The organism is Streptomyces coelicoflavus, assembly GCF_045041415.1.
GTDB lineage: Bacteria > Actinomycetota > Actinomycetes > Streptomycetales > Streptomycetaceae > Streptomyces > Streptomyces coelicoflavus.
Window position 1 is genome coordinate 3457801 of the sequence record NZ_CP108218.1, and the last position, 19916, is coordinate 3477716.

Consider the following 19916-nt stretch of genomic DNA (forward strand, 5'->3'; position numbering starts at 1 on the left):
GGCGAGCGGCCCCGTCCCAGGGCCGTGTCAGCCCGCCTGGGCGCGGGCGCGTTCGGTGAGGCGGCCCATGCGGGTGCGGACGGACTCCAGTTGCTCGGCGTCCTCGGCGGCCGGGCCGTCCTCGGCGGCGAGTTCCTCCCACAGGCCGGCCAGCTCGTGCCCCAGCTCCAGGCCCCGTGCGGGTTCGCGTACGGCACGCCAGGCGGTCGCCGCGCTCTGGACGTTGCCGTACGCGGCCTCGGCGTCGCCCGAACGCCGGTGTATACGGGCCAGTTCCAGGGAGAGCCGGAAGGCGCGGTCCGGGTCGCCCGACAGGTAGGCGATGTACGCGGTGAGTTCACGGAGCCGGAGCACCTCGGGGTGCTCCGGCCCCAGCGTGCCCGAGGCGTCCGTCACCGTCTGCTCCGCCAGCCGCGCCGCGGCCTCCGTACGTCCCTCCTTGACGGCCTCGTTGATACGGGCCGTCGGCCCCGCGAGCAGCGCGGGGGCGGTGGCGTCGCCCGGCGCGGTGATCGGCGCGTCCCCGAGCACGGCCTCGGCCACGGCGTCGAAGCCGCGGGCGGGGGTGGGCTTGGGATCGGGGTCGGAGGAGGGATCGGGGCGGGGGCCGAGTTCCGGGGTGGAGGGGGTTCCCTTCGGCGCGGGGGCGGGGGCGGTGGCGAACGTGGGGGCAGTGGCGGGTGAGGACGTGGGGGCAGCGGTGGGTGCGGCGGGCGGCTCCGGTGCGGCGGGCGGGGCGGGCACGGGTCGCGGCTCCGCGTCTTCCGACGTGCCGGTCGGGGCGGGCGTGCCGGGCGAGGCGGCGCCGTCCATGCGGGGCGGTGGCCCGAAGACGCCCGTCGGTGGCGCCACCGTGCCGGGTGGCACAGCCCCGTGCGCCCCGTCCTGCGGTGCCGTCTCTCCGGCGGGTTCCGGCAGGGCGCGGAGCGTGAACGTCGGCGCGGATTCGCTGCCGGACCGCTCCGGCCGCGTCGCGGGCACCGCCGGCAGCGGGAACGTCGGCGCGCTGTCCCCGGGCGGCGCCACCGAGCGCAGGACGTGGGTGGCCTGGTCCCGCCGTACGGGTGTCTCCTCGGGTGCGGCGGGCGCCGGTTCCGTCGGCACGGGGTCAGCGGCGAGGTGGCTGGAGCCGTCCGGATCGACCCGGAGCGGGACGGAGTAGCCGATGCGCCGGTCGTGGATGGTGGCGAGGACGGGGTGGCCGGCGGCGAGGGCGAGGCGGTGGAGGCGGTTCAGGACGGCGTTCTGGATCTCCTCGCCCGGGGCCGCGACGACCAGTGAACCGTCGACCGAGGCGCCGCGTGTGCCGGAGTCGCCGTCCGGCACACGGACGTCGATCGGCGTCGTCGCGGGACCGGGCGAGCGCTCGGCGCGCTCGTGCTCCCGCTGCTTGTCGCGGCCGAGTCGAGACATCGTTCCCCCACTCATCGGCGGCTTCCGTCGGCGGTTTACGTTCCCCTGCCGTCCAGAGCCTGTCATGCCTGTCGTGCACCTACTGTCGAGTCTCTCCGCTCGCTCGCGATTCTCACGTCACCGGGGTGTCACAGGCTCGTTCCAGGAGGTCACGCCCGTATCGGCCGGCTCGGCGCGGGTGGACGCGCGACGGCTGCAGACGGCTGCGGACGGCTGCGGACGGCTGCGGACGAGAGTGACGGGGCGCGCGAGCGGGCAGGCGGACGGGCATGCGACAGGGACCCGAGATATGGATCCGCGGACCGGTGACCGCGCCGGAGCCTCCCGGCACGGGCGCCCCCCCGGCGCTTCTCCTGGGTCGGCGCGCACGGCGGAGCGGGCGTCTCGACGCTCGCCGCCGTCTACGGCGGGCAGGACTGCGGGCGCGCCTGGCCCGGGCCGGCGGACCCGGCGTCGGTGCTGCTGGTGGCCCGTACGCACGCGGCCGGGCTGGCGGCCGCGGCCCGGACCGTGGAGGACTTCCGGCGCGGACGGACCCCGGCGGGACTCGGCCTCCACGCCGTCGTCCTGGTCGCGGACGCCCCTGGACGGCTGCCGCGGCCGCTCGCCCGGAGCGTGGGACTGCTCGAGTCGGCCGTGGAGGTCCACCGCGTGCCCTGGGTCACCGGCTGGCGCCTGGGCGAGGCCGGCGCCGGTCCGCCCCGGGGGACCGACCCGCTGATCCGCCTCACCCGGCCGGTGCGCCGACTGCCTCCGTGCCCCGCGGTCCGCGGCTAGGCGGTGATGTCCTTCGTCGTGAACCGCGCCCAGGCCGCCGAGCCGAAGACCGCCGCGTAGAGGGCCTGGAGGCCCAGGTTCTTCACCAGGTCGTCCCAGTAGACCGGTTCGCGCATCAGATCGGCGAAGGACAGCCAGTAGTGCGAGAAGAAGTACGGCTGGAGGGCGTCGAGCTGGGGGATCTGGTCGAGGATCTGGACGGTGATCAGCAGCCCGACCGTGGTCGCCATCGCCGCGATGCCGCTGCCCGTCAGGGTGGAGACGAACAGGCCGAGGGCCGCGACGCCGACGAGTGAGGCGGCCACCACCAGCGCGATCAGCAGCGCCCGTCCCAGGCCCTCGGTGTAGGTGATCCGGGTGCCGGAGATGGTGGTCAGGTCGCCGACCGGGAACAGCAGCGCGCCGACCGCGAGCGCCGAGAGCGCGACGACCAGGGTGGCCGCGAGGCAGAAGGCAATCACCGTCGCGTACTTCGTGAGCAGCAGCCGGGAGCGGCCGGCCGGGGCGACCAGGAGGTAGCGGAGCGTGCCCGCGCTCGACTCGCCCGCGATCGCGTCGCCCGCGACGACGCCGATGGCCATCGGCAGGAAGAACGGGAGGGTCGCGGCGAGCGCGGTGAAGACCAGGAACAGCCCGTTGTTGCTGACCTGCGAGATGAACGCCGGTCCCTCGCCGCCACCGCCGCCGGCCGGGGAGCCGTCACTCGTCTCGATCTTCACGGCGATGCCGACCAGGACGGGCACGGCGGCGAGCACGGCCAGCAGGGCGAGGGTCCGCCAGCGGCGGAACGTGATCAGCAACTCGCTGCGGAACAGCCCGAGCGTCCACAGCGCACTCGGGCTGCGTGCCGCGCCGGGCCCCGGCACCGGGCCCCGCACCGCGCCCGGCGCCACGGCAGGCGGCTCCTCGACCGGCTCTCCCCGTACCTCAGCCCGCGACATCGAAGCCCTCCCCCGTCAGCGCCACGAACGCGTCCTCCAGCGACGCCCGTTCCACCACGAAGCCCCGGACCCGGACCCGGGCCGCGACCAGCGCCGCGTTCACCTCGGCGAGGTCGCGCTCCGGTGGTTCCGCCGTCACCCGGTCCCCGTCGACGACCACGTCCACGGCCCCCTGCTCCTTCAGCACCCGTGCGGCGTCGCCCGCGTCCGGCGTGGTCACCACCAGCCGACCGTGCGCCCCGGCCGCCAGGTCGGCGACGGCGCCCTGGGTGATCAGCCGCCCCCGCGCCATCACGGCGGCGTGGGTGCACACCTGCTCGATCTCGTCCAGCAGGTGGGAGGAGAGGAAGACGGTGGTGCCGTCGGAGGCCAGTTCGCGCACGAGGCTGCGGATCTCGCGCATGCCCTGGGGGTCGAGCCCGTTGGTCGGCTCGTCCAGGACGAGCAGCCGGCGCGGCTGAAGCAGCGCCGCGGCGAGGCCGAGCCGCTGCTTCATGCCGAGCGAGTAGGCCTTCGCCTTCTTGCCGCCCGCGGCCGCGAGACCCACCCGGTCGAGCGCCGCGGCGACGCGCTCGCGCCGGGTGCGCGGGTCGGCGGTCGGGTCGGCGGCGTCGTAGCGCAGCAGGTTGTCGCGCCCGGAGAGGAAGCCGTACAGGGCCGGGCCCTCGATGAGGGCGCCGACCCGGGGCAGTACGGTGCGGGACGCGCGCGGCATGGGCAGACCGAGGACCCGGGCACTGCCCGAGGTGGGCTCGATCAGCCCCATGAGCATGCGGATGGTGGTGGTCTTGCCGGAGCCGTTGGGACCGAGGAAGCCGAAGACACTGCCCGCCGGGACGGTCAGGTCCAGACCGTCGACGGCGAGTTGTCCGCCGCGGTAGCGCTTGGTGAGCGCGCGGGTGACGATGACGGCGTCATCCGCGCTCTCCTCGTCCGGGCGCTCCGGCTGCGTGGCGGACGGTTCGGCCATCGGCTCCCTCATTTCGTCCTCTTCGCCGTACGGGTGGAGGTACGCCGTACTTCCTACTTCGCCGCGTCGGCCGCCTTCACCAGCGCGTCCTTGGTGACCGCTCCGGCGTAGACCTTGCCGTCGTCCGTGATCAGGGCGTTGACCAGGCGGGTCTTGAAGACCGTGCCCGAACCGAAGTCGCCCTTGACCTGGTCGCCGAAGGAGCCGAGGAAGCCGCCCAGGCCGCCGAGGTCACCCAGGTCGCCGCCCTCGGCGCCCGTCGGCAGGCCGCCCCGGGCGCCGGTGTCGAAGGTGGCGATCGCGTTCCAGCCCTCGCCGATCACCTTGAGGCCGTCCATCTCCTTGGCGAGGTCGCCCTCGGCCTTGCGCCCCTGCTCCGGGGCCTTGGCGGCCGCGCCGGCCTCGTCGGCCTCGGTGACCTTCGCACCGGCGGGCGGCGTGAAGTCGAACGTCGACGCGTCCGGCTTCGCGAAGCTGACCTTGGTGAAGCCCACGTCCACGACGGCGGCGCCGCCGCTCGCCGGGGTCAGCGTGAACTTCAGCGGGGTGCCGGTCTCGGCGTCCACGGCCACGGTGATCGCGCCGACCGTGGAACCGTCCTGCTTGGGCTCGACGACCAGGCGGTACGCGTCCCGGCCGGCCACCTGCGCGGTGCCGCCGACGGTGACGGACGTGGTGTCGTCGACCGACTTCAGCGCCTTTTCGGCGAAGTCCTTCGGGGTGGCCGGGACGTCCTTCTCGGGCCGCTCGGCGCCGTCGGGGGCGGTGGAGTGGTAGACCTCGTTGGACTGGCTGTCGTAGCCCCAGACGTCCTTGCCGTTGTGGATCAGGCTGTACTCGGCGGCGTTCTCCATGAGGGAGAGCTTCTGCCGGTCGGGGCCGTCGGCCGCGACGCGCAGCGTGTGGCTGCCCGACACCAGCGCGGTGAGCTTGGCCGACGGGTCGGCGGCTGAGCCCTCGCCGTCCCCGCCGGAACCCGGACCTCCGGACATCAGGCCGCTCTCCAGGCCGCCGAGGTCCGGCAGGCCCAGGTCGGTGTTGATGCGCACCGTGCCGGACAGCTGCTGCACGTCCGACTGGGCGATCTTCTCGATGAGCTGCTCCGCGGTGACCTTCGGCAGGTCGGGGTCCCCGGAGTCGGCGAGCGCGGGCACGAGCCCGATCGTCGCGGCCGCCACTCCCACCACCGCGACCGGGACGACGTACCGCGCGGCTTTGCGCCGTCCGGCGCGCGGCTCCTCGCCCTCCCCGGCGGTCCTGTTGTCGTCGGAATCGATCGGTGCCATGTGTGCCCTACCTCCGTCGTCGGCGGCGGCTGTCTCGCGACCTCGCACTTGTTCACCCGTCAGCCGCCATTCTCACCCGAATCGGTGAGGATTGGTGTTTTTCCGTGGTGTCCATCTGACCAAATCGGGGGAGCACAAGCGTCAGACCGCGGGCTCAACTCCGCGTACTCCTGCGGGATGACACGGAGGGGCGGCGGCTCCGCCTGCCCGTAGGGGTCGGGTACGGCGCCCGGCGGACGGCACCCGACGGACGGCACGCCGCAGACGGCACGCGTTCCGACGGCACGCGGCAGACGCGCACGCCGCGCGGGGGCGGTGGTCGGCGGGGCGGCGGGGTGGTCACCCGGCCCGGTGGACCACCGCGTCGCACAGCTCCACCAGCGCGGCCTTCGCGTCGCACTCCCGCAGCGGGGCCAGCGCGGCGCGGGCCTCCTTGGCGTACCGGACGGTGTCCCGGCGGGCCTGCTCCAGCGCGGGGTGGGCGCGCAGCAGGCGCAGCGCCTCGGCATGCCGGGCGTCGTCGCTCAGGTCGGAGTCGAGCAGCTCGCACAGGGCGAGGTCCTCGGCGAGCCCCAGCCGGGCCGCCCGCTCGCGCAGCCGCAGTACGGGAAGGGTGGGGATGCCCTCGCGCAGGTCCGTGCCGGGCGTCTTGCCGGACTCGTCGGAGTCGGAGGCGATGTCCAGGACGTCGTCCGCGAGCTGGAAGGCGACGCCGAGCCGCTCTCCGTACTGGGTCAGCACGTCCACCACCGTCTCGTCGGCGCCGGACATCATCGCGCCGAACCGGCAGGAGACCGCCACCAGCGAGCCCGTCTTGCCGCCCAGCACGTCGAGGTAGTGGTCGACCGGGTCGCGGCCGTCCTGCGGCCCCGCCGTCTCCAGGATCTGACCGGTGACCAGCCGCTCGAACGCGAGGGCCTGCACGCGGACCGCCTCGGGCCCGAGGTCGGCGAGGATCTGCGAGGCGCGGGCGAAGAGGAAGTCACCGGTGAGGACCGCGACCGAGTTGCCCCAGCGGGTGTTCGCACTGGACACCCCGCGCCGCACGGCGGCCTCGTCCATCACGTCGTCGTGGTAGAGCGTGGCGAGGTGGGTCAGCTCCACGACCACGGCCGAGGGCACGATCCCGGGCGCGTAGGGGTCGCCGAACTGGGCCGAGAGCATCACCAGCAGCGGCCGGAACCGTTTCCCGCCGGCCCGCACCAGGTGCTGGGCGGCCTCCGTGATGAACGGCACCTCGCTTTTGGTTGCCTCAAGCAACCCTTCCTCGACAGCAACCAATCCGGCCTGGACATCGGCTTCCAGAGCCTGGTCCCGCACGCTCAGCCCGAACGGCCCGACGACGGTCACGAGGGGTCTCCTGTCTGCTGGTGTCTACTGGCGATTACCTGGTTTGTCGATAGGTCGCTGCCACCACTCAAGTCAGCGTATCCGGTCACGTTTCGATCACCGCTAGCGCCCACGGTTACAGGCCGGTCGGTATCGGATCATGAACGGTATGTTTTTGATCAGGTGATATGAGCAGATTTTGATAGATATCGCCAGAGGGAGCGGGGTCGAACCCGGGGCGGCGGCCAGGCCGGAAACCGCCGTCCAAGATCCCATCACTCCCCCCAACGGCCCGCACTCCGAGAACGTCACCCAATCGACATCCACACCCGCGCTCACATCCGCACCCACGCCCGCAGCGCCGCGCCCACGCCCCTCCGCTCCCTCCGCCCTCCGCGCCACCCTCCACTCCCGCTTCCCCCTCCTCTTCGCCCGACACCCGAAGCCGTCCCCGCTCGTGGCCGGTTGGCGAATGATTGAGGTTAATGCCCGTTTTGCCGTGCTTGTTGAGGCCAGTGAGTTGGCTCACTCCGATCCGCCCCCAGGCAACCTCGCCACAACCTGTGCCCTCCCTTTGCCCCGCAAGCCAGTTGGGGCTTGGCAGCAGCAAAGGATCAAGAGCCTCAAACAGCTCAGACCAAGGTCAACAGGCACGTTAGGTGATTCCTGCACTTGTTCCGGACATGTGCTCTCGCATACGTTCCCGGCCTGTCGGGTGGACGCCGAATCCTGCCACCGCCCGTCGCACAGTCATCCACCCAACAAACTCGCAGGCAGGAGCGGGGGACCCAGGTAAGTCGCCGCACCGGTCACCACCGGAGCGGCTCGGGGTGAAGCCGTACCCGTCAGGGCACGGCCGGGCACCTCCCCGCCCGAACCCGACAGCTCACCTCGCAGGCGTCAGGAGAGGGACACCGCATGTCTGCCAACGGTCAGAACCGTCACGCCCGTACCGGCCGCCTCGCCCGCAAGCTCGCCGTGGCCGGCACCGGTGCCGCGGTGCTCGCGCTGCCGCTCATCGGCGCCGCCACCGCGTCCGCGGCCACCCCGGCCGCCGCCACGACCACGACCACGACCGCCGCCACGGCGACGTCGTACCCGGACAACCTCGACGGCTGGATCCGCGAGTCGCTCGACATCATGGCGCAGCACGGCATCCCCGGGACCTACGACGGCATTTACCGCAACATCATGCGGGAGTCGTCCGGCAACCCGCTCGCCATCAACAACTGGGACATCAACGCCATCAACGGCACCCCGTCCAAGGGCCTGCTCCAGGTGATCGACCCGACCTTCCAGGCGTACCACGTGCCCGGCACCTCCTGGGACCCGTACGACCCGGTCGCCAACATCACCGCCGCCTGCAACTACGCGGCCGACCGCTACGGCTCGATGGACAACGTCTTCAGCGCGTACTGAGCCGCTGCGGCGCGTACCAAGCCGTACCGCCGCGTTGGTGCCGCGGGAGCGCCGCGCCAGTACTGCGGGAGTACCGCGGGAATAACGCGCCAGTACCGCGGTGACTAAGAAGTACCGAAGATCCTCTCGAGGACGACGGCCACGCCGTCGTCCTCGTTCGTCGTGGTGACCTCGTCGGCCACCGCCTTGAGTTCGGGGTGGGCGCCGGCCATGGCGACGCCGTGGGCCGCCCACTGGAACATGGGGATGTCGTTGGGCATGTCCCCGAAGGCGATCGTCCGCTCCCGCCGAAGGCCCAGGTGTTCGGCGGCCAGCGCCAGGCCGGTCGCCTTGGTGATGCCGCACGGCTGGAGCTCCACCGTCCCCGGCCCCGACATGGTGACCGTCGCGAGGGAACCGACCACCGCACGCGCCGTCGCCGCCAACTCGTCGTCGGTCAGGTCGGGGTGGCGCAGCAGCACCTTGCTGATCGGCGTGGCCCACAGCTCCTCGCGCCGCTCCACACGCACCGCGGGCAGGGTGGGGTGGGGCATCAGGTAGCCCGGCTCGATGAGCGTCAGCCCGTCGACCCCGTCCTGGTCGACGGCGGCGTGCACCTGCCCCACCTCGGCCTCGATCTTGCCGAGGGCGGTCTCGGCCAGCTCCCGGTCCAGGGTGACCGACCACAGCATCCGGTGCGCGCCGGCGTCGTACACCTGCGCGCCCTGGCCGCACACCGCGAGCCCCCGGCAGCCGAGGCGGTCGAGCAGGGAACGCACCCGGGGGGCCGGCCGCCCCGTCACCACCAGGTGCCGCGCACCCGCCCCGGCGACGCGCGCCAGCGCGGCCAGCGACCGTTCGGAGACGGTGTCGTCGCCGCGGAGCAGCGTGCCGTCCAGGTCGGTGGCGACGAGTGAATATGCGGTGCGGTCCATGATCAGAGAATACGGACACCGCACCCGTCCGACTCACCCGCGACCGCTTCCGAACGAGGACGTAGTGAGTGCGCTCGAACCCGTACGCGGATGCACGCGGACGCCCGATCATGCCCACATCCTCGTCGCACTTCCTTTTGTTCCCCTTCCCGCTGCCGCCGTGCCCTCGACCGGCCCGAGGCGGGGCAGTGGCTGCCCAAGACCGGTGGGTCACCCGTAACGTGTGGCCCGACCACGTGTCATACGGCGCGCACGGCGCACATGGCGAGCACGAAAGCGAGGCAGCACCCGATGCCCCCCTTCGATGTCCCCGAGGGCGACCCCTTCGGCCCGCACAACCTTCCGTACGGTGTGTTCTCGATTCCCGGCTCGCGGGAGCGGACGGTGGGCGTCCGGCTCGGCGACCACGTCCTCGACGCGGGCGCGGCGGCCCACGCGCTCGGCTCGCCGTACGCGTCCCTGCTCGCGCAGCCCACCCTCAACCCGCTGCTGGCCGCCGGGCGCACGGCGTGGTCGGACGTGCGGCGCGCGCTGACGGCGTGGGTGACGGTCCCCTCCCACCGCGAGGCCCTCGAACCCCTCTTCCACCCGCTGTCGTCGGTGACCCTGCACCTGCCCTTCGAGGTCGCCGACTACGTGGACTTCTACGCCTCCGAGAACCACGCCCGCAACGTCGGCCAGATCTTCCGCCCCGACGCCGCCGAGCCCCTCACCCCGAACTGGAAGCACCTGCCGATCGGTTACCACGGCCGCTCCGGCACGGTCGTCGTCTCCGGCACGGACGTCGTACGCCCGTCGGGGCAGCGCAAGGCACCGGCCGACGCCGCTCCCGTCTTCGGCCCGTCCGTCCGTCTCGACATCGAGGCCGAGGTCGGCTTCGTGGTGGGCACGCCGTCCCCCCTGGGCAGCCCGGTGGCGCTCGGCGACTTCCGCGAACACGTCTTCGGGCTCTGCCTGCTCAACGACTGGTCCGCACGGGACGTCCAGGCCTGGGAGTACGTGCCCCTCGGCCCGTTCCTCGGCAAGTCCTTCACCACGTCGGTGTCGGCGTGGATCACACCGCTGGACGCCCTGGACGAGGCCCGGGTCGCGCCGCCCGAGCGCACGCACGAACTACTGCCCTACCTGGACGACACGCACGACGACCAGGACGGTCCCGGTGGCTACGACCTGCGGATCTCGGTCGCCGTCAACGGCCACGTCGTCTCCGAGCCGCCGTTCTCCACCATGTACTGGACGGCCGCCCAGCAGTTGGCCCACATGACGGTCAACGGCGCCTCGCTGCGCACCGGCGACCTCTACGGCTCGGGCACGGTGAGCGGACCGACCGAGCGGGAACGCGGGTCGCTGCTGGAACTGACCTGGAACGGCCGTGACCCGCTGGAACTCCCGGACGGCAAGCGGACGTTCCTGGAGGACGGGGACGTGGTGACCCTGTCTGCCTGGGCACCGGGGCCGGACGGCGTCCGGGTGGGACTGGGCGAGGTCACCGGACGGGTGGTCGGGCGGGACTCCTGACGGTACGGCTGACGGTGCGACCGACGGGCCGCCGGATCCGGACCCCCGGGATCCGTGCGGTCGCGTTCTGAATCCGATGAGCGCCGACACCTGACTCGCACCGCCCGGCCCCGTCATACTGGCGTCGGGCGGTGTGCGCGCACGGCCCGGCCCAGCACGACCCTTGCACAGCCAGAGCCGCCCATCCTTCGACCAGGATCCGGAGCCAGTGGCATGACCGTCTGCCTGCTCCTGCTGTTCGTCGTCGCCGTGACCGCCGCGGTGCCGGTGCCCCGCGCGCTGACCCGTTCCGCGTGGCCCGAGCGGGATCCCGTGGTCGGGCTGTGGGTGTGGCAGTGCCTGGTCGCCACCGTACTGCTGTGCTGTCTGACCTCCCTCGTCCTCGGCGCCACCGCCGTCTTCGGCACCGTCCGCGCCCAGCTCTTCGCTCCGGCACCGCCCGCGGTAACCGCGGCGTACAACCTCTCCGCCGGGCCGGTCTGGGCGGCCGTCCTCACCCTGCTGCTGGCGGGCGGCGCCGCCTGGACGACCGCGATGCTCGCCCGTGAACTCGTCGAGGCCCGCCGGCGACGCGCCCGCTCACGTGCCCACCTGCGCGAGCGGGCCCCCGACCTGCCCGCCGGGCTCCCCGCCGCCCGCGGCCCCCTGCTGGTGCTGGAGGACGAGTACCCGGACGCCTGGTGGATGCCCGGCAACCCGCCCCAGCTGATCGTCACCACCGGTGCCCTGCACCGGCTCACCGACCACCAGCTGGACGCCGTCCTCACCCACGAGCGCGGCCACGCCCGGGCCCGCCACGACTGGCTGCTGCACCTGTCCACCGCGCTGGCCACCGGGTTCCCGAGCGTCCCGCTCTTCGCCCACTTCTGCGACCAGACCCACCGACTGGTCGAGCTCTCGGCCGACGACACCGCATCGCGCCGCTGCGGCCATCTGACCACCGCGCTGGCCCTGATCGAGCTGAACCAGCACCGCGGCGTCCTCTCCTGCGCCTCCAGCCACCGCCTCCTCGGCGAGCGGGTCGACCGCCTCCTGGAGCCCCGGCCCCGCATGCCCCGCCGGCGCCGCGCCCTGACCACGGCGACCGCCGCCCTGGTCCCGCTGATCCCCCTCCTGATCACCTTCGCTCCTGGACTGACCGCCCTGGCCTGACCCCCGGCGTCCCCCTTTGCCTTCCCCTCGCCGGACTCACTGTGAGGGTCCCGCCCCGAGCGGGTGCCCGTGGCCCAGCCGCCTTCAACCGCCCCGCTATATCCAGTCGTCGGGCTCGGGCTCCGGCTCGTGGTCGGGCCAGTCGTCCGCATCGGCGTGGGACGCGGTGCCTGTGCCCGCACCGGCCGACGGGGCCGGCACGGACGCCGGGGCCGCCTCCTCGGCCGGTCCCTCCAGCCCCGCCAGCACCCCGACCACACCCTCCCCGTACGTCGCGAGCTTCTTCTCGCCGACCCCGCTGATGCCCCCGAGCTGCCCGACCGAGGTGGGCCACGCGGTGACGATCTCCCGGAGAGTGGCGTCGTGGAAGATGACATACGCCGGGACGCCCTGCTCACGCGCCTGTTCCGCACGCCAGGCGCGCAGGGCCTCGAAGGCGGGGACCAGCTCCGCGGGCAGCTCGACGGTGGCCGCCTTCGCCTTGCGCTCGCCGCGTCCGCCGCCCGCCGACCTGGCCGCGGCGGGCTTCTTGGGCTCCTTGCGCAGCGGCACCTCCCGCTCCCGCCGCAGGACCTCGCCGCTGGTCTCCGTCAGCACCAGCGTCCCGTACTCCCCTTCGACCGCGAGCAGACCCTGGGCCAGCAACTGCCGGGCGACGCCCCGCCACTCGCCCTCGGTGAGCTCCTCGCCGATGCCGAACACGGAGAGCTGGTCGTGGTCGAACTGGATCACCTTGGCCGTGCGCTTGCCCAGCAGGATGTCGATGATCTGCCCGGCGCCGAACTTCTGCCCCCGCTCCCGCTTCAGCCGCACCACGGCGGACAGCACCTTCTGCGCCGCCACCGTGCCGTCCCAGGTCTCCGGCGGTGTGAGGCAGGTGTCGCAGTTGCCGCAGCCTGCCCGGTCCGGGTCCTGCCCGAAGTAGGCGAGGAGCTGGCTGCGACGGCACCGGGCGGTCTCGCACAGGGCGAGCATCGCGTCCAGGTGTGACTGGGCCCGGCGGCGGAACGCCTCGTCGCCCTCACCGGACTGGATCAGCTTCCGCTGCTGTATGACGTCGTTGAGGCCGTACGCCATCCAGGCCGTGGAGGGCAGGCCGTCCCGTCCCGCGCGGCCGGTCTCCTGGTAGTAGCCCTCGACGGACTTGGGCAGGTCCAGGTGGGCGACGAACCGCACGTCGGGCTTGTCGATGCCCATGCCGAAGGCGATGGTCGCCACGACCACCAGGCCTTCCTCGCGAAGGAACCTCGACTGGTGCGCCGCGCGGGTGCCCGCGTCCAGACCCGCGTGGTACGGCACTGCCTCGACGCCGTTGCGCGACAGGAACTCGGCGGTCTTCTCCACCGAGTTGCGCGAGAGGCAGTACACGATGCCCGCGTCGCCGGAGTGCTCCTCCCGCAGGAAGCTCAGGAGCTGCTTCTTGGGGTCGGACTTCGGCACGACCCGGTACTGGATGTTGGGGCGGTCGAAGCTGGCCACGAAGTGCCGCGCCGCCGGCATGTTCAGCCGCTCGGTGATCTCGCGGTGGGTGGCGTCGGTGGCCGTGGCCGTGAGCGCGAGGCGGGGCACGTCGGGCCAGCGCTCGCCGAGCAGCGACAGGGCGAGGTAGTCGGGCCGGAAGTCGTGGCCCCACTGGGAGACGCAGTGCGCCTCGTCGATGGCGAAGAGGGAGACCTTGCCGCGGGAGAGCAGGTCGAGGGTGCTGTCCAGGCGCAGTCGCTCGGGCGCCAGGTACAGGAGGTCGAGCTCACCGGCCAGGAACTCGGCCTCGGTCACGCGCCGCTCGTCGAAGTCCTGCGTGGAGTTCATGAACCCGGCCCGCACGCCGAGCGCCCGCAGCGCGTCGACCTGGTCCTGCATCAGCGCGATCAGCGGCGAGACCACGATGCCCGTGCCGGGCCTGACCAGGGACGGAATCTGGTAGCACAGCGACTTTCCGCCGCCGGTCGGCATGAGCACGACGGCGTCCCCGCCGGCGATCACGTGCTCGACGATCGCCTCCTGCTCACCGCGGAAGGCGTCGTACCCGAAGACCCGGTGCAGGGTGGCCAGCGCCTCGCTGTCCCGGTCCCCCGCCTGCGCCGTCTCTGTCATCGTCATCTCGCCGATCACGCCCGTCCCGCTCATCGTCCCGTCCCCCGTACGTACTGCCTCGCCCGTCTGGTCTGTCTGGTCCGTCCTGCCCCGACCACTGCCTCAACGATAGGGGTCCGCACCGACAGCCCGGGAGTTATCCACAGGCTCCGCCCCTCACGGAAAGCCACGAGCCGATAACCTGGTGCACTGTTGGCCTCCTATCAGCAGGGACGAGTAAGAATGGCGCCCGAAGCCCCGCCTTCTGAATGGCCGGTGCCCCCTGATGGCGGCTGGACCGCTGACGACCTGGACCGCCTTCCCGGCCTGCCCCTGCACACGCAGCTTCTCGACGCGGCACTCGTCTTCCCCTGCCCGCAGTCGGCTTTTCACGAGCGGGCCACGAGCTTCTTCGGACGGCGGCTCTCCACGGACGCCGTACAGGGGCTCGACGTTCTGTGCAGGTTCAGCATCGACGTGGACCGGCAGAACCGGTTGGAGGCTGACGTGATCGTCGTGCGGGAAGCGGCATTGACGTGCCTCGAACAGACCCGCGTACCTGCGACCGCGGTCGTGCTGGCCGTGGAGGTCACCTCGCCGGACTCCGTCTCCCGCGACCGCGAGACCAAGCCCCTGAAGTACGCCCGGGCCGGTATCGCCCACTACTGGCGGGTGGAGAACGAGAAGGGCCTCGCCGTCGTCCACGCCTTCGAGCTGGAGCCCACCACCCGTGCCTACGCCAGCGTCGGCATCTTCCGCGAGCGCATGAAGGTGAGCGCGCCCTTCCCGGTGGATCTGGATCTGACGGCCATCAAGCCGCGCCGCGGCGGCGAGTAGCCCGGCACACACGGCTGTGGTCCGGCACCTCCTCAAAGAGGTGCCGGACCACAGCCGTGCAGCCATCAAGCCGCAAGCGCGGCGTCAGCGCACGAACACCCCCGCCTGACCCGCCAGGTCCAGGAAGTACTGCGGGGCCACACCGAGCACCACCGTGACCGCCACGCCCACGGCGATCGCCGTCATCGTCAGCGGCGACGGCACCGCGACCGTCGGGCCCTCCGGACGCGGCTCACTGAAGAACATCAGCACGATCACGCGAATGTAGAAGAACGCCGCGATCGCCGACGAGATCACACCGATCACGACCAGCGGGGCCGCGCCGCCCTCCGCCGCCGCCTTGAACACGGCGAACTTGCCCGAGAACCCGGAGGTCAGCGGGATACCGGCGAAGGCCAGCAGGAAGACCGCGAAGACCGCCGCCACCAGCGGCGACCTGCGGCCGAGCCCGGCCCACTTCGACAGGTGCGTCGCCTCGCCGCCCGCGTCGCGCACCAGCGTGACGACCGCGAAGGCGCCGATCGTGACGAAGGAGTACGCAGCCAGATAGAAGAGGACGGACGAGATGCCCGACGGCGTGGTCGCGATGACACCGGCGAGGATGAAGCCCGCGTGCGCGATCGACGAGTAGGCCAGCAGCCGCTTGATGTCGGTCTGCGTGATCGCGACGATCGCGCCGACCAGCATCGTGACGATCACCACGCCCCACATCACCGGCCGCCAGTCCCAGCGCAGGCCCGGCAGGACGACGTAGAGGATGCGGAGCAGGGCGCCGAACGCGGCCACCTTGGTCGCCGCCGCCATGAAGCCGGTCACCGGCGTCGGCGCGCCCTGGTACACGTCCGGCGTCCACATGTGGAACGGCACCGCGCCCACCTTGAACAGCAGGCCCATGACGATCAGCGCGGCGCCGACGAGCAGCAGCGCGTCGTTGCCCATGGTGTCGGCGAGCGCCGGGGTGACGTTCTGGACGGTGCCGTCGACGACCTGGGCGATCGTGCCGTACGACATCGAGCCCGCGTAGCCGTAGAGCAGGGCGATGCCGAACAGGGTGAACGCGGAGGCGAAGGCGCCGAGCAGGAAGTACTTGACCGCCGCCTCCTGCGACAAGAGCCGCTTGCGGCGGGCCAGGGCGCACAGCAGGTACAGCGGGAGGGAGAAGACCTCCAGGGCCACGAAGAGCGTCAGCAGGTCGTTGGCCGCCGGGAAGACCAGCATGCCGACGACGGCGAAGAGCAGGAGCGGGAACACCTCCGTGGTGGTGAAGCCCGCCTTGACCGCCTTCTGCTCGCTCTCGCTGCCCGGTACGGCGGCGGCCTGCGCGGCGAAGGAGTCGACGCGGTTGCCGTGCTGCTCCGGGTCGAGGCGCCGCTCGGCGAAGGTGAACAGGCCGACCAGGCTGGTCAGCAGGATGGTGCCCTGAAGGAACAGGGCCGGCCCGTCGACGGCGATGGCGCCCATCGCCGTGATGCCGGCCTTGGTCGTGCCGTACCCGCGTGCCGCGAGCGCGACGACCGCGGCGAACGCCGCGATCAGGGCGACGGCGGACAAGAACATCTGGGTGTAGTACCGGGACCTGCGCGGCACGAAGGCCTCGACCAGGATTCCGATGATCGCGGCGCCGATGACGATGAGGACGGGCGACAGCTGCCCGTACTCGATCTTCGGCGCGTCGATCTTGGCGATCGGGTCGGCCGCCGTCGCCGCCGTTGTCCACAGGCTGTGGACGGCTGTTGCGCTCACTTGGCCGCCTCCACCTCAGGCTGGGGGTCCGTCTTGTGTACGTCGGACATGGTCTGCTCCACCGCCGGGTTGACGATGTCCGTCACGGGCTTCGGGAAGACGCCCAGGAAGATCAGCAGCGCCACCAGCGGTGCCACGACCACCAGCTCGCGCACCCGCAGGTCGGGCATCCCGGTCACCTCGGCCTTCACCGGGCCCGTCATCGTCCGCTGGTAGAGGACGAGGGTGTAGAGCGCGGCGAGGACGATGCCGAGGGTGGCGATGATGCCGATCACCGGGTAGCGCGTGAACGTGCCGACCAGGACCAGGAACTCACTGACGAAGGGCGCGAGGCCCGGCAGGGAGAGGGTCGCCAGGCCGCCGATCAGGAAGGTGCCGGCCAGGATCGGGGCGACCTTCTGCACACCGCCGAAGTCGGCGATGAGCCGCGAACCGCGCCGCGAGATCAGGAATCCGGCGATCAGCATCAGCACGGCGGTCGAGATGCCGTGGTTGACCATGTACAGCGTGGCGCCGGACTGGCCCTGGCTGGTCATCGCGAAGATGCCCATGACGATGAAGCCGAAGTGCGAGATCGACGCGTAGGCGATCAGTCGCTTGATGTCGCGCTGGCCGACCGCGAGCAGCGCGCCGTAGATGATGCTGATGACCGCCAGGACCAGGATGACCGGCGTCGCCCACTTGCTGGCCTCCGGGAAGAGCTGGAGGCAGAAGCGGAGCATCGCGAAGGTGCCGACCTTGTCGACGACCGCCGTGATGAGCACGGCGACCGGCGCGGTCGACTCCCCCATGGCGTTGGGCAGCCAGGTGTGCAGCGGGAACAGCGGCGCCTTCACCGCGAAGGCGAAGAAGAAGCCGAGGAAGAGCCAGCGCTCGGTGCTGGTCGCCATGTCCAGCGAGCCGTTGGCGCGCGCCTCGGCGATCTCCGTGAGGGAGAAGTTCCCGGCGACCACGTAGAGGCCGATCACCGCGGCCAGCATGATCAGACCGCCGGCCAGGTTGTAGAGGAGGAACTTCACGGCCGCGTACGACCGCTGCGTCGCCGCCGTCTTCTCGCCGTGCTCGTGGGCCCGGTCGCCGAAGCCGCCGATCAGGAAGTACAGCGGGATCAGCATGGCTTCGAAGAAGATGTAGAAGAGGAAGACGTCGGTGGCCTCGAAGGAGATGATCACCATCGCCTCGACGGCCAGGATCAGGGCGAAGAAGCCCTGCGTCGGCCGCCACCGGCTGCTGCCGGTCTCCAGCGGGTCGGCGTCGTGCCAGCCCGCGAGGATGATGAACGGGATCAGCAGGGCGGTCAGCGCGATCAGCGCCACCGCGATGCCGTCCACGCCCAGTTCGTACCGGACGCCGAAGTCCGCGATCCAGGAGTGGGACTCGGTGAGCTGGTAGCGGTCGCCGTCGGGGTCGAAGCGGACCAGGACCGCGATGGCCAGCCCGAGCGTGGCCAGCGAGACCAGCAGCGCCAGCCACTTGGCCGCGGTGCGTTTCGCGGCCGGCACGGCTGCCGTGGCGATCGCCCCGACGGCCGGGAGGGCCGCCGTGACTGTCAGCAGGGGAAAGGACATCGGTATCAGACCGCCCTCATCAGCAGGGTCGCGGCGACCAGGAGTGCCGCACCGCCGAACATCGAGACCGCGTACGAGCGCGCGAAGCCGTTCTGCAGCTTGCGCATCCGCCCGGACAGGCCGCCGAACGAGGCCGCCGTGCCGTTGACGACTCCGTCGACCAGCGTGTGGTCGACGTAGACCAGGGAGCGCGTGAGGTGCTCGCCGCCGCGGACCAGGACGACGTGGTTGAAGTCGTCCTGGAGCAGGTCGCGCCGGGCGGCCCGGGTGAGCAGCGACCCGCGCGGGGCGACGGCCGGTACCGGACGGCGCCCGTACTGCGCCCAGGCGAGGGCGACGCCGACGACCATGCAGGCCACCGTCGCTCCGGTGACCGCGCCGGCGCTGATCGGCGAGTCGCCGTGGCTGTGCCCGGTGATGGGCTCCAGCCAGTGCAGGAAGCGGTCGCCGATACTGAAGAAGGCACCGCCCGCGACGGACCCGACGGCCAGCACGATCATCGGGATCGTCATGAGACCCGGCGACTCGTGCGGGTGCGGCGGCTCGTACTCGCCACGCGTCTCGGCGGCGGGCTCCACGTCGGGCTTGGCCGGCGACGGCGTCGGGGCGTTGCGCCAGCGCTCCTCGCCGAAGAACGTCATCAGCATCACGCGCGTCATGTAGTACGCGGTGATGGCCGCGCCCAGCAGGGCGCAGGCGCCGAGGATCCAGCCCTCGGTGCCGCCCTTGGCGAACGCCGCCTCGATGATCTTGTCCTTGGAGAAGAAGCCGGACAGGCCCGGGAAGCCGATGATGGCGAGGTAACCGAGGCCGAAGGTGACGAAGGTGACCGGCATGTACTTGCGCAGTCCGCCGTAGCGGCGCATGTCGACCTCGTCGTTCATGCCGTGCATGACGGACCCGGCACCGAGGAACAGCCCGGCCTTGAAGAAGCCGTGGGTGACCAGGTGCATGATCGCGAAGACGTAACCGATCGGGCCGAGGCCCGCGGCGAGCACCATGTAGCCGATCTGCGACATGGTCGAGCCGGCCAGCGCCTTCTTGATGTCGTCCTTGGCGCAACCGACGATCGCACCGAACAGCAGCGTGACCGCGCCGACGATGGTGACCACCAACTGCGCGTCGGGGGCGCCGTTGAAGATGGCTCCGGAGCGGACGATCAGGTACACGCCCGCCGTCACCATGGTCGCGGCGTGGATGAGGGCCGAGACCGGGGTCGGGCCCTCCATCGCGTCACCGAGCCAGGACTGCAGTGGCACCTGGGCGGACTTGCCGCAGGCGGCGAGCAGCAGCATCAGGGCGATCGCGGTGAGCTTCCCCTCGTCCGCCCCGCTCGCGAGCCCGGCCTCCCCGTGGCCGCCGAGCACCGGCCCGAAGGCGAAGGTGCCGAACCACAGGAACATCAGCATGATGCCGATGGACAGGCCCATGTCGCCGACGCGGTTGACCAGGAAGGCCTTCTTCGCGGCGGTGGCGGCGCTGGGCTTGTGCTGCCAGAAGCCGATCAGCAGGTAGGAGGCGAGACCGACGCCCTCCCAGCCGACGTACAGCAGCAGGTAGTTGTCGGCGAGGACCAGGATCAGCATCGCCGCGAGGAACAGGTTCAGGTAGCCGAAGAAGCGGCGGCGGCGCTCGTCGTGCTCCATGTACGCGACCGAGTACAGGTGGATGAGCGAGCCGACGCCGGTGATCAGCAGGACGAACGTCATCGACAGCTGGTCGAGCCGGAAGGCGACGTCGGCCTGGAAACCCTCCACCGGGATCCAGCTGAACAGGTGCTGCGTCAGGGTGCGGTCCTCGGCGCCGCTGCCGAGCAGGTCGGCGAAGAGGACGAGGCCGATCACGAAGGACACGGCGGCCAGCAGCGTGCCGATCCAGTGGCCGACGCGGTCCAGCCGGCGTCCGCCGCACAGCAGGACGACCGCTCCTAGCAGGGGCGCCGCCACCAGCAGCGCAATCAGGTTCTCCACGTTTCA

14 protein-coding genes, 1 pseudogene and 1 riboswitch are annotated in these 19916 nt (G+C 71.7%); of the genes and pseudogenes, 5 read left to right on the forward strand and 10 right to left on the reverse strand.

Going from position 1 to position 19916, the window contains the following annotated elements:
- Positions 1–27 precede the first annotated feature (27 nt).
- Entirely contained in the window at positions 28–1413 is a 1386-nt protein-coding gene (locus OHA99_RS15265) for a tetratricopeptide repeat protein (protein WP_405696173.1), read from the reverse strand.
- Positions 1414–1682: 269 nt separating this feature from the next.
- On the opposite strand from OHA99_RS15265, the pseudogene OHA99_RS15270 reads away from it, so the two are divergent.
- Positions 1683–2190, forward strand: a pseudogene (locus OHA99_RS15270) (DUF6668 family protein).
- On the opposite strand, the gene OHA99_RS15275 reads toward OHA99_RS15270, so the two are convergent.
- The 4 genes from OHA99_RS15275 to OHA99_RS15290 all read right to left on the reverse strand — a co-directional run bounded on the left by OHA99_RS15275 (position 2187) and on the right by OHA99_RS15290 (position 6737).
- Positions 2187–3131 carry an ABC transporter permease gene (locus OHA99_RS15275; RefSeq protein ID WP_405696175.1) on the reverse strand — a complete coding sequence of 315 codons (945 nt, stop codon included), beginning with the start codon at positions 3129–3131 and terminating at the stop codon, positions 2187–2189. The pseudogene OHA99_RS15270 and the gene OHA99_RS15275 overlap by 4 nt on opposite strands.
- Positions 3118–4101: an ABC transporter ATP-binding protein gene (locus tag OHA99_RS15280; RefSeq protein WP_405696178.1), complete on the reverse strand. Its 984-nt coding sequence runs from the start codon at positions 4099–4101 to the stop codon at positions 3118–3120. Before OHA99_RS15280 ends, OHA99_RS15275 begins: the two co-directional genes overlap by 14 nt.
- 53 nt (positions 4102–4154) lie before the next feature.
- Positions 4155–5387 (reverse strand): LolA family protein, encoded by a 1233-nt coding sequence (locus tag OHA99_RS15285; protein ID WP_405696179.1) that lies wholly within the window; start codon positions 5385–5387, stop codon positions 4155–4157.
- 339 nt (positions 5388–5726) lie between these two features.
- Positions 5727–6737, reverse strand: coding sequence for a polyprenyl synthetase family protein (locus OHA99_RS15290; RefSeq protein WP_007443808.1), 1011 nt, complete (start codon positions 6735–6737; stop codon positions 5727–5729).
- 724 nt (positions 6738–7461) lie between these two features.
- Positions 7462–7630, forward strand: a riboswitch (cyclic di-AMP (ydaO/yuaA leader).
- Positions 7631–7634: 4 nt separating this feature from the next.
- On the opposite strand from OHA99_RS15290, the gene OHA99_RS15295 reads away from it, so the two are divergent.
- Positions 7635–8135, forward strand: a complete 501-nt coding sequence (locus OHA99_RS15295; protein ID WP_054099446.1) for a transglycosylase SLT domain-containing protein — start codon at positions 7635–7637, stop codon at positions 8133–8135.
- 104 nt (positions 8136–8239) lie between these two features.
- Here OHA99_RS15295 and OHA99_RS15300 read toward each other — a convergent pair whose 3' ends face one another.
- Positions 8240–9049 carry an HAD family hydrolase gene (locus tag OHA99_RS15300; RefSeq protein ID WP_165685129.1) on the reverse strand — a complete coding sequence of 270 codons (810 nt, stop codon included), beginning with the start codon at positions 9047–9049 and terminating at the stop codon, positions 8240–8242.
- Between the two features lie 291 nt (positions 9050–9340).
- On the opposite strand from OHA99_RS15300, the gene fahA reads away from it, so the two are divergent.
- Together fahA and OHA99_RS15310 are read left to right on the forward strand one after the other, a co-directional pair.
- Positions 9341–10567 (forward strand): fumarylacetoacetase, encoded by a 1227-nt coding sequence (gene fahA / locus OHA99_RS15305; protein ID WP_164383625.1) that lies wholly within the window; start codon positions 9341–9343, stop codon positions 10565–10567.
- Between the two features lie 213 nt (positions 10568–10780).
- Positions 10781–11719: a M56 family metallopeptidase gene (locus OHA99_RS15310; RefSeq protein ID WP_054099443.1), complete on the forward strand. Its 939-nt coding sequence runs from the start codon at positions 10781–10783 to the stop codon at positions 11717–11719.
- A gap of 96 nt (positions 11720–11815) precedes the next feature.
- On the opposite strand, the gene recQ is transcribed toward OHA99_RS15310, so the two are convergent.
- A complete protein-coding gene (recQ, locus tag OHA99_RS15315; RefSeq protein ID WP_405696181.1) occupies positions 11816–13846 on the reverse strand; it encodes a DNA helicase RecQ in 2031 nt (676 codons plus the stop codon).
- 189 nt (positions 13847–14035) lie between these two features.
- Between recQ and OHA99_RS15320 the strand changes: the two genes are divergently transcribed.
- A complete protein-coding gene (locus tag OHA99_RS15320) occupies positions 14036–14629 on the forward strand; it encodes a Uma2 family endonuclease (RefSeq protein ID WP_405696183.1) in 594 nt (197 codons plus the stop codon).
- Between the two features lie 84 nt (positions 14630–14713).
- Here OHA99_RS15320 and nuoN read toward each other — a convergent pair whose 3' ends face one another.
- Genes nuoN through nuoL form a run of 3 tightly spaced genes read right to left on the reverse strand, consistent with a single transcriptional unit; the run spans position 14714 to position 19910 of the window.
- Positions 14714–16372 (reverse strand): NADH-quinone oxidoreductase subunit NuoN, encoded by a 1659-nt coding sequence (gene nuoN / locus OHA99_RS15325; protein ID WP_153178459.1) that lies wholly within the window; start codon positions 16370–16372, stop codon positions 14714–14716.
- Positions 16369–17940: an NADH-quinone oxidoreductase subunit M gene (locus OHA99_RS15330; protein ID WP_087789893.1), complete on the reverse strand. Its 1572-nt coding sequence runs from the start codon at positions 17938–17940 to the stop codon at positions 16369–16371. Before OHA99_RS15330 ends, nuoN begins: the two co-directional genes overlap by 4 nt.
- Before the next feature lie 5 nt (positions 17941–17945).
- Positions 17946–19910 carry an NADH-quinone oxidoreductase subunit L gene (gene nuoL / locus OHA99_RS15335; protein ID WP_153178460.1) on the reverse strand — a complete coding sequence of 655 codons (1965 nt, stop codon included), beginning with the start codon at positions 19908–19910 and terminating at the stop codon, positions 17946–17948.
- Positions 19911–19916 lie beyond the last annotated feature (6 nt).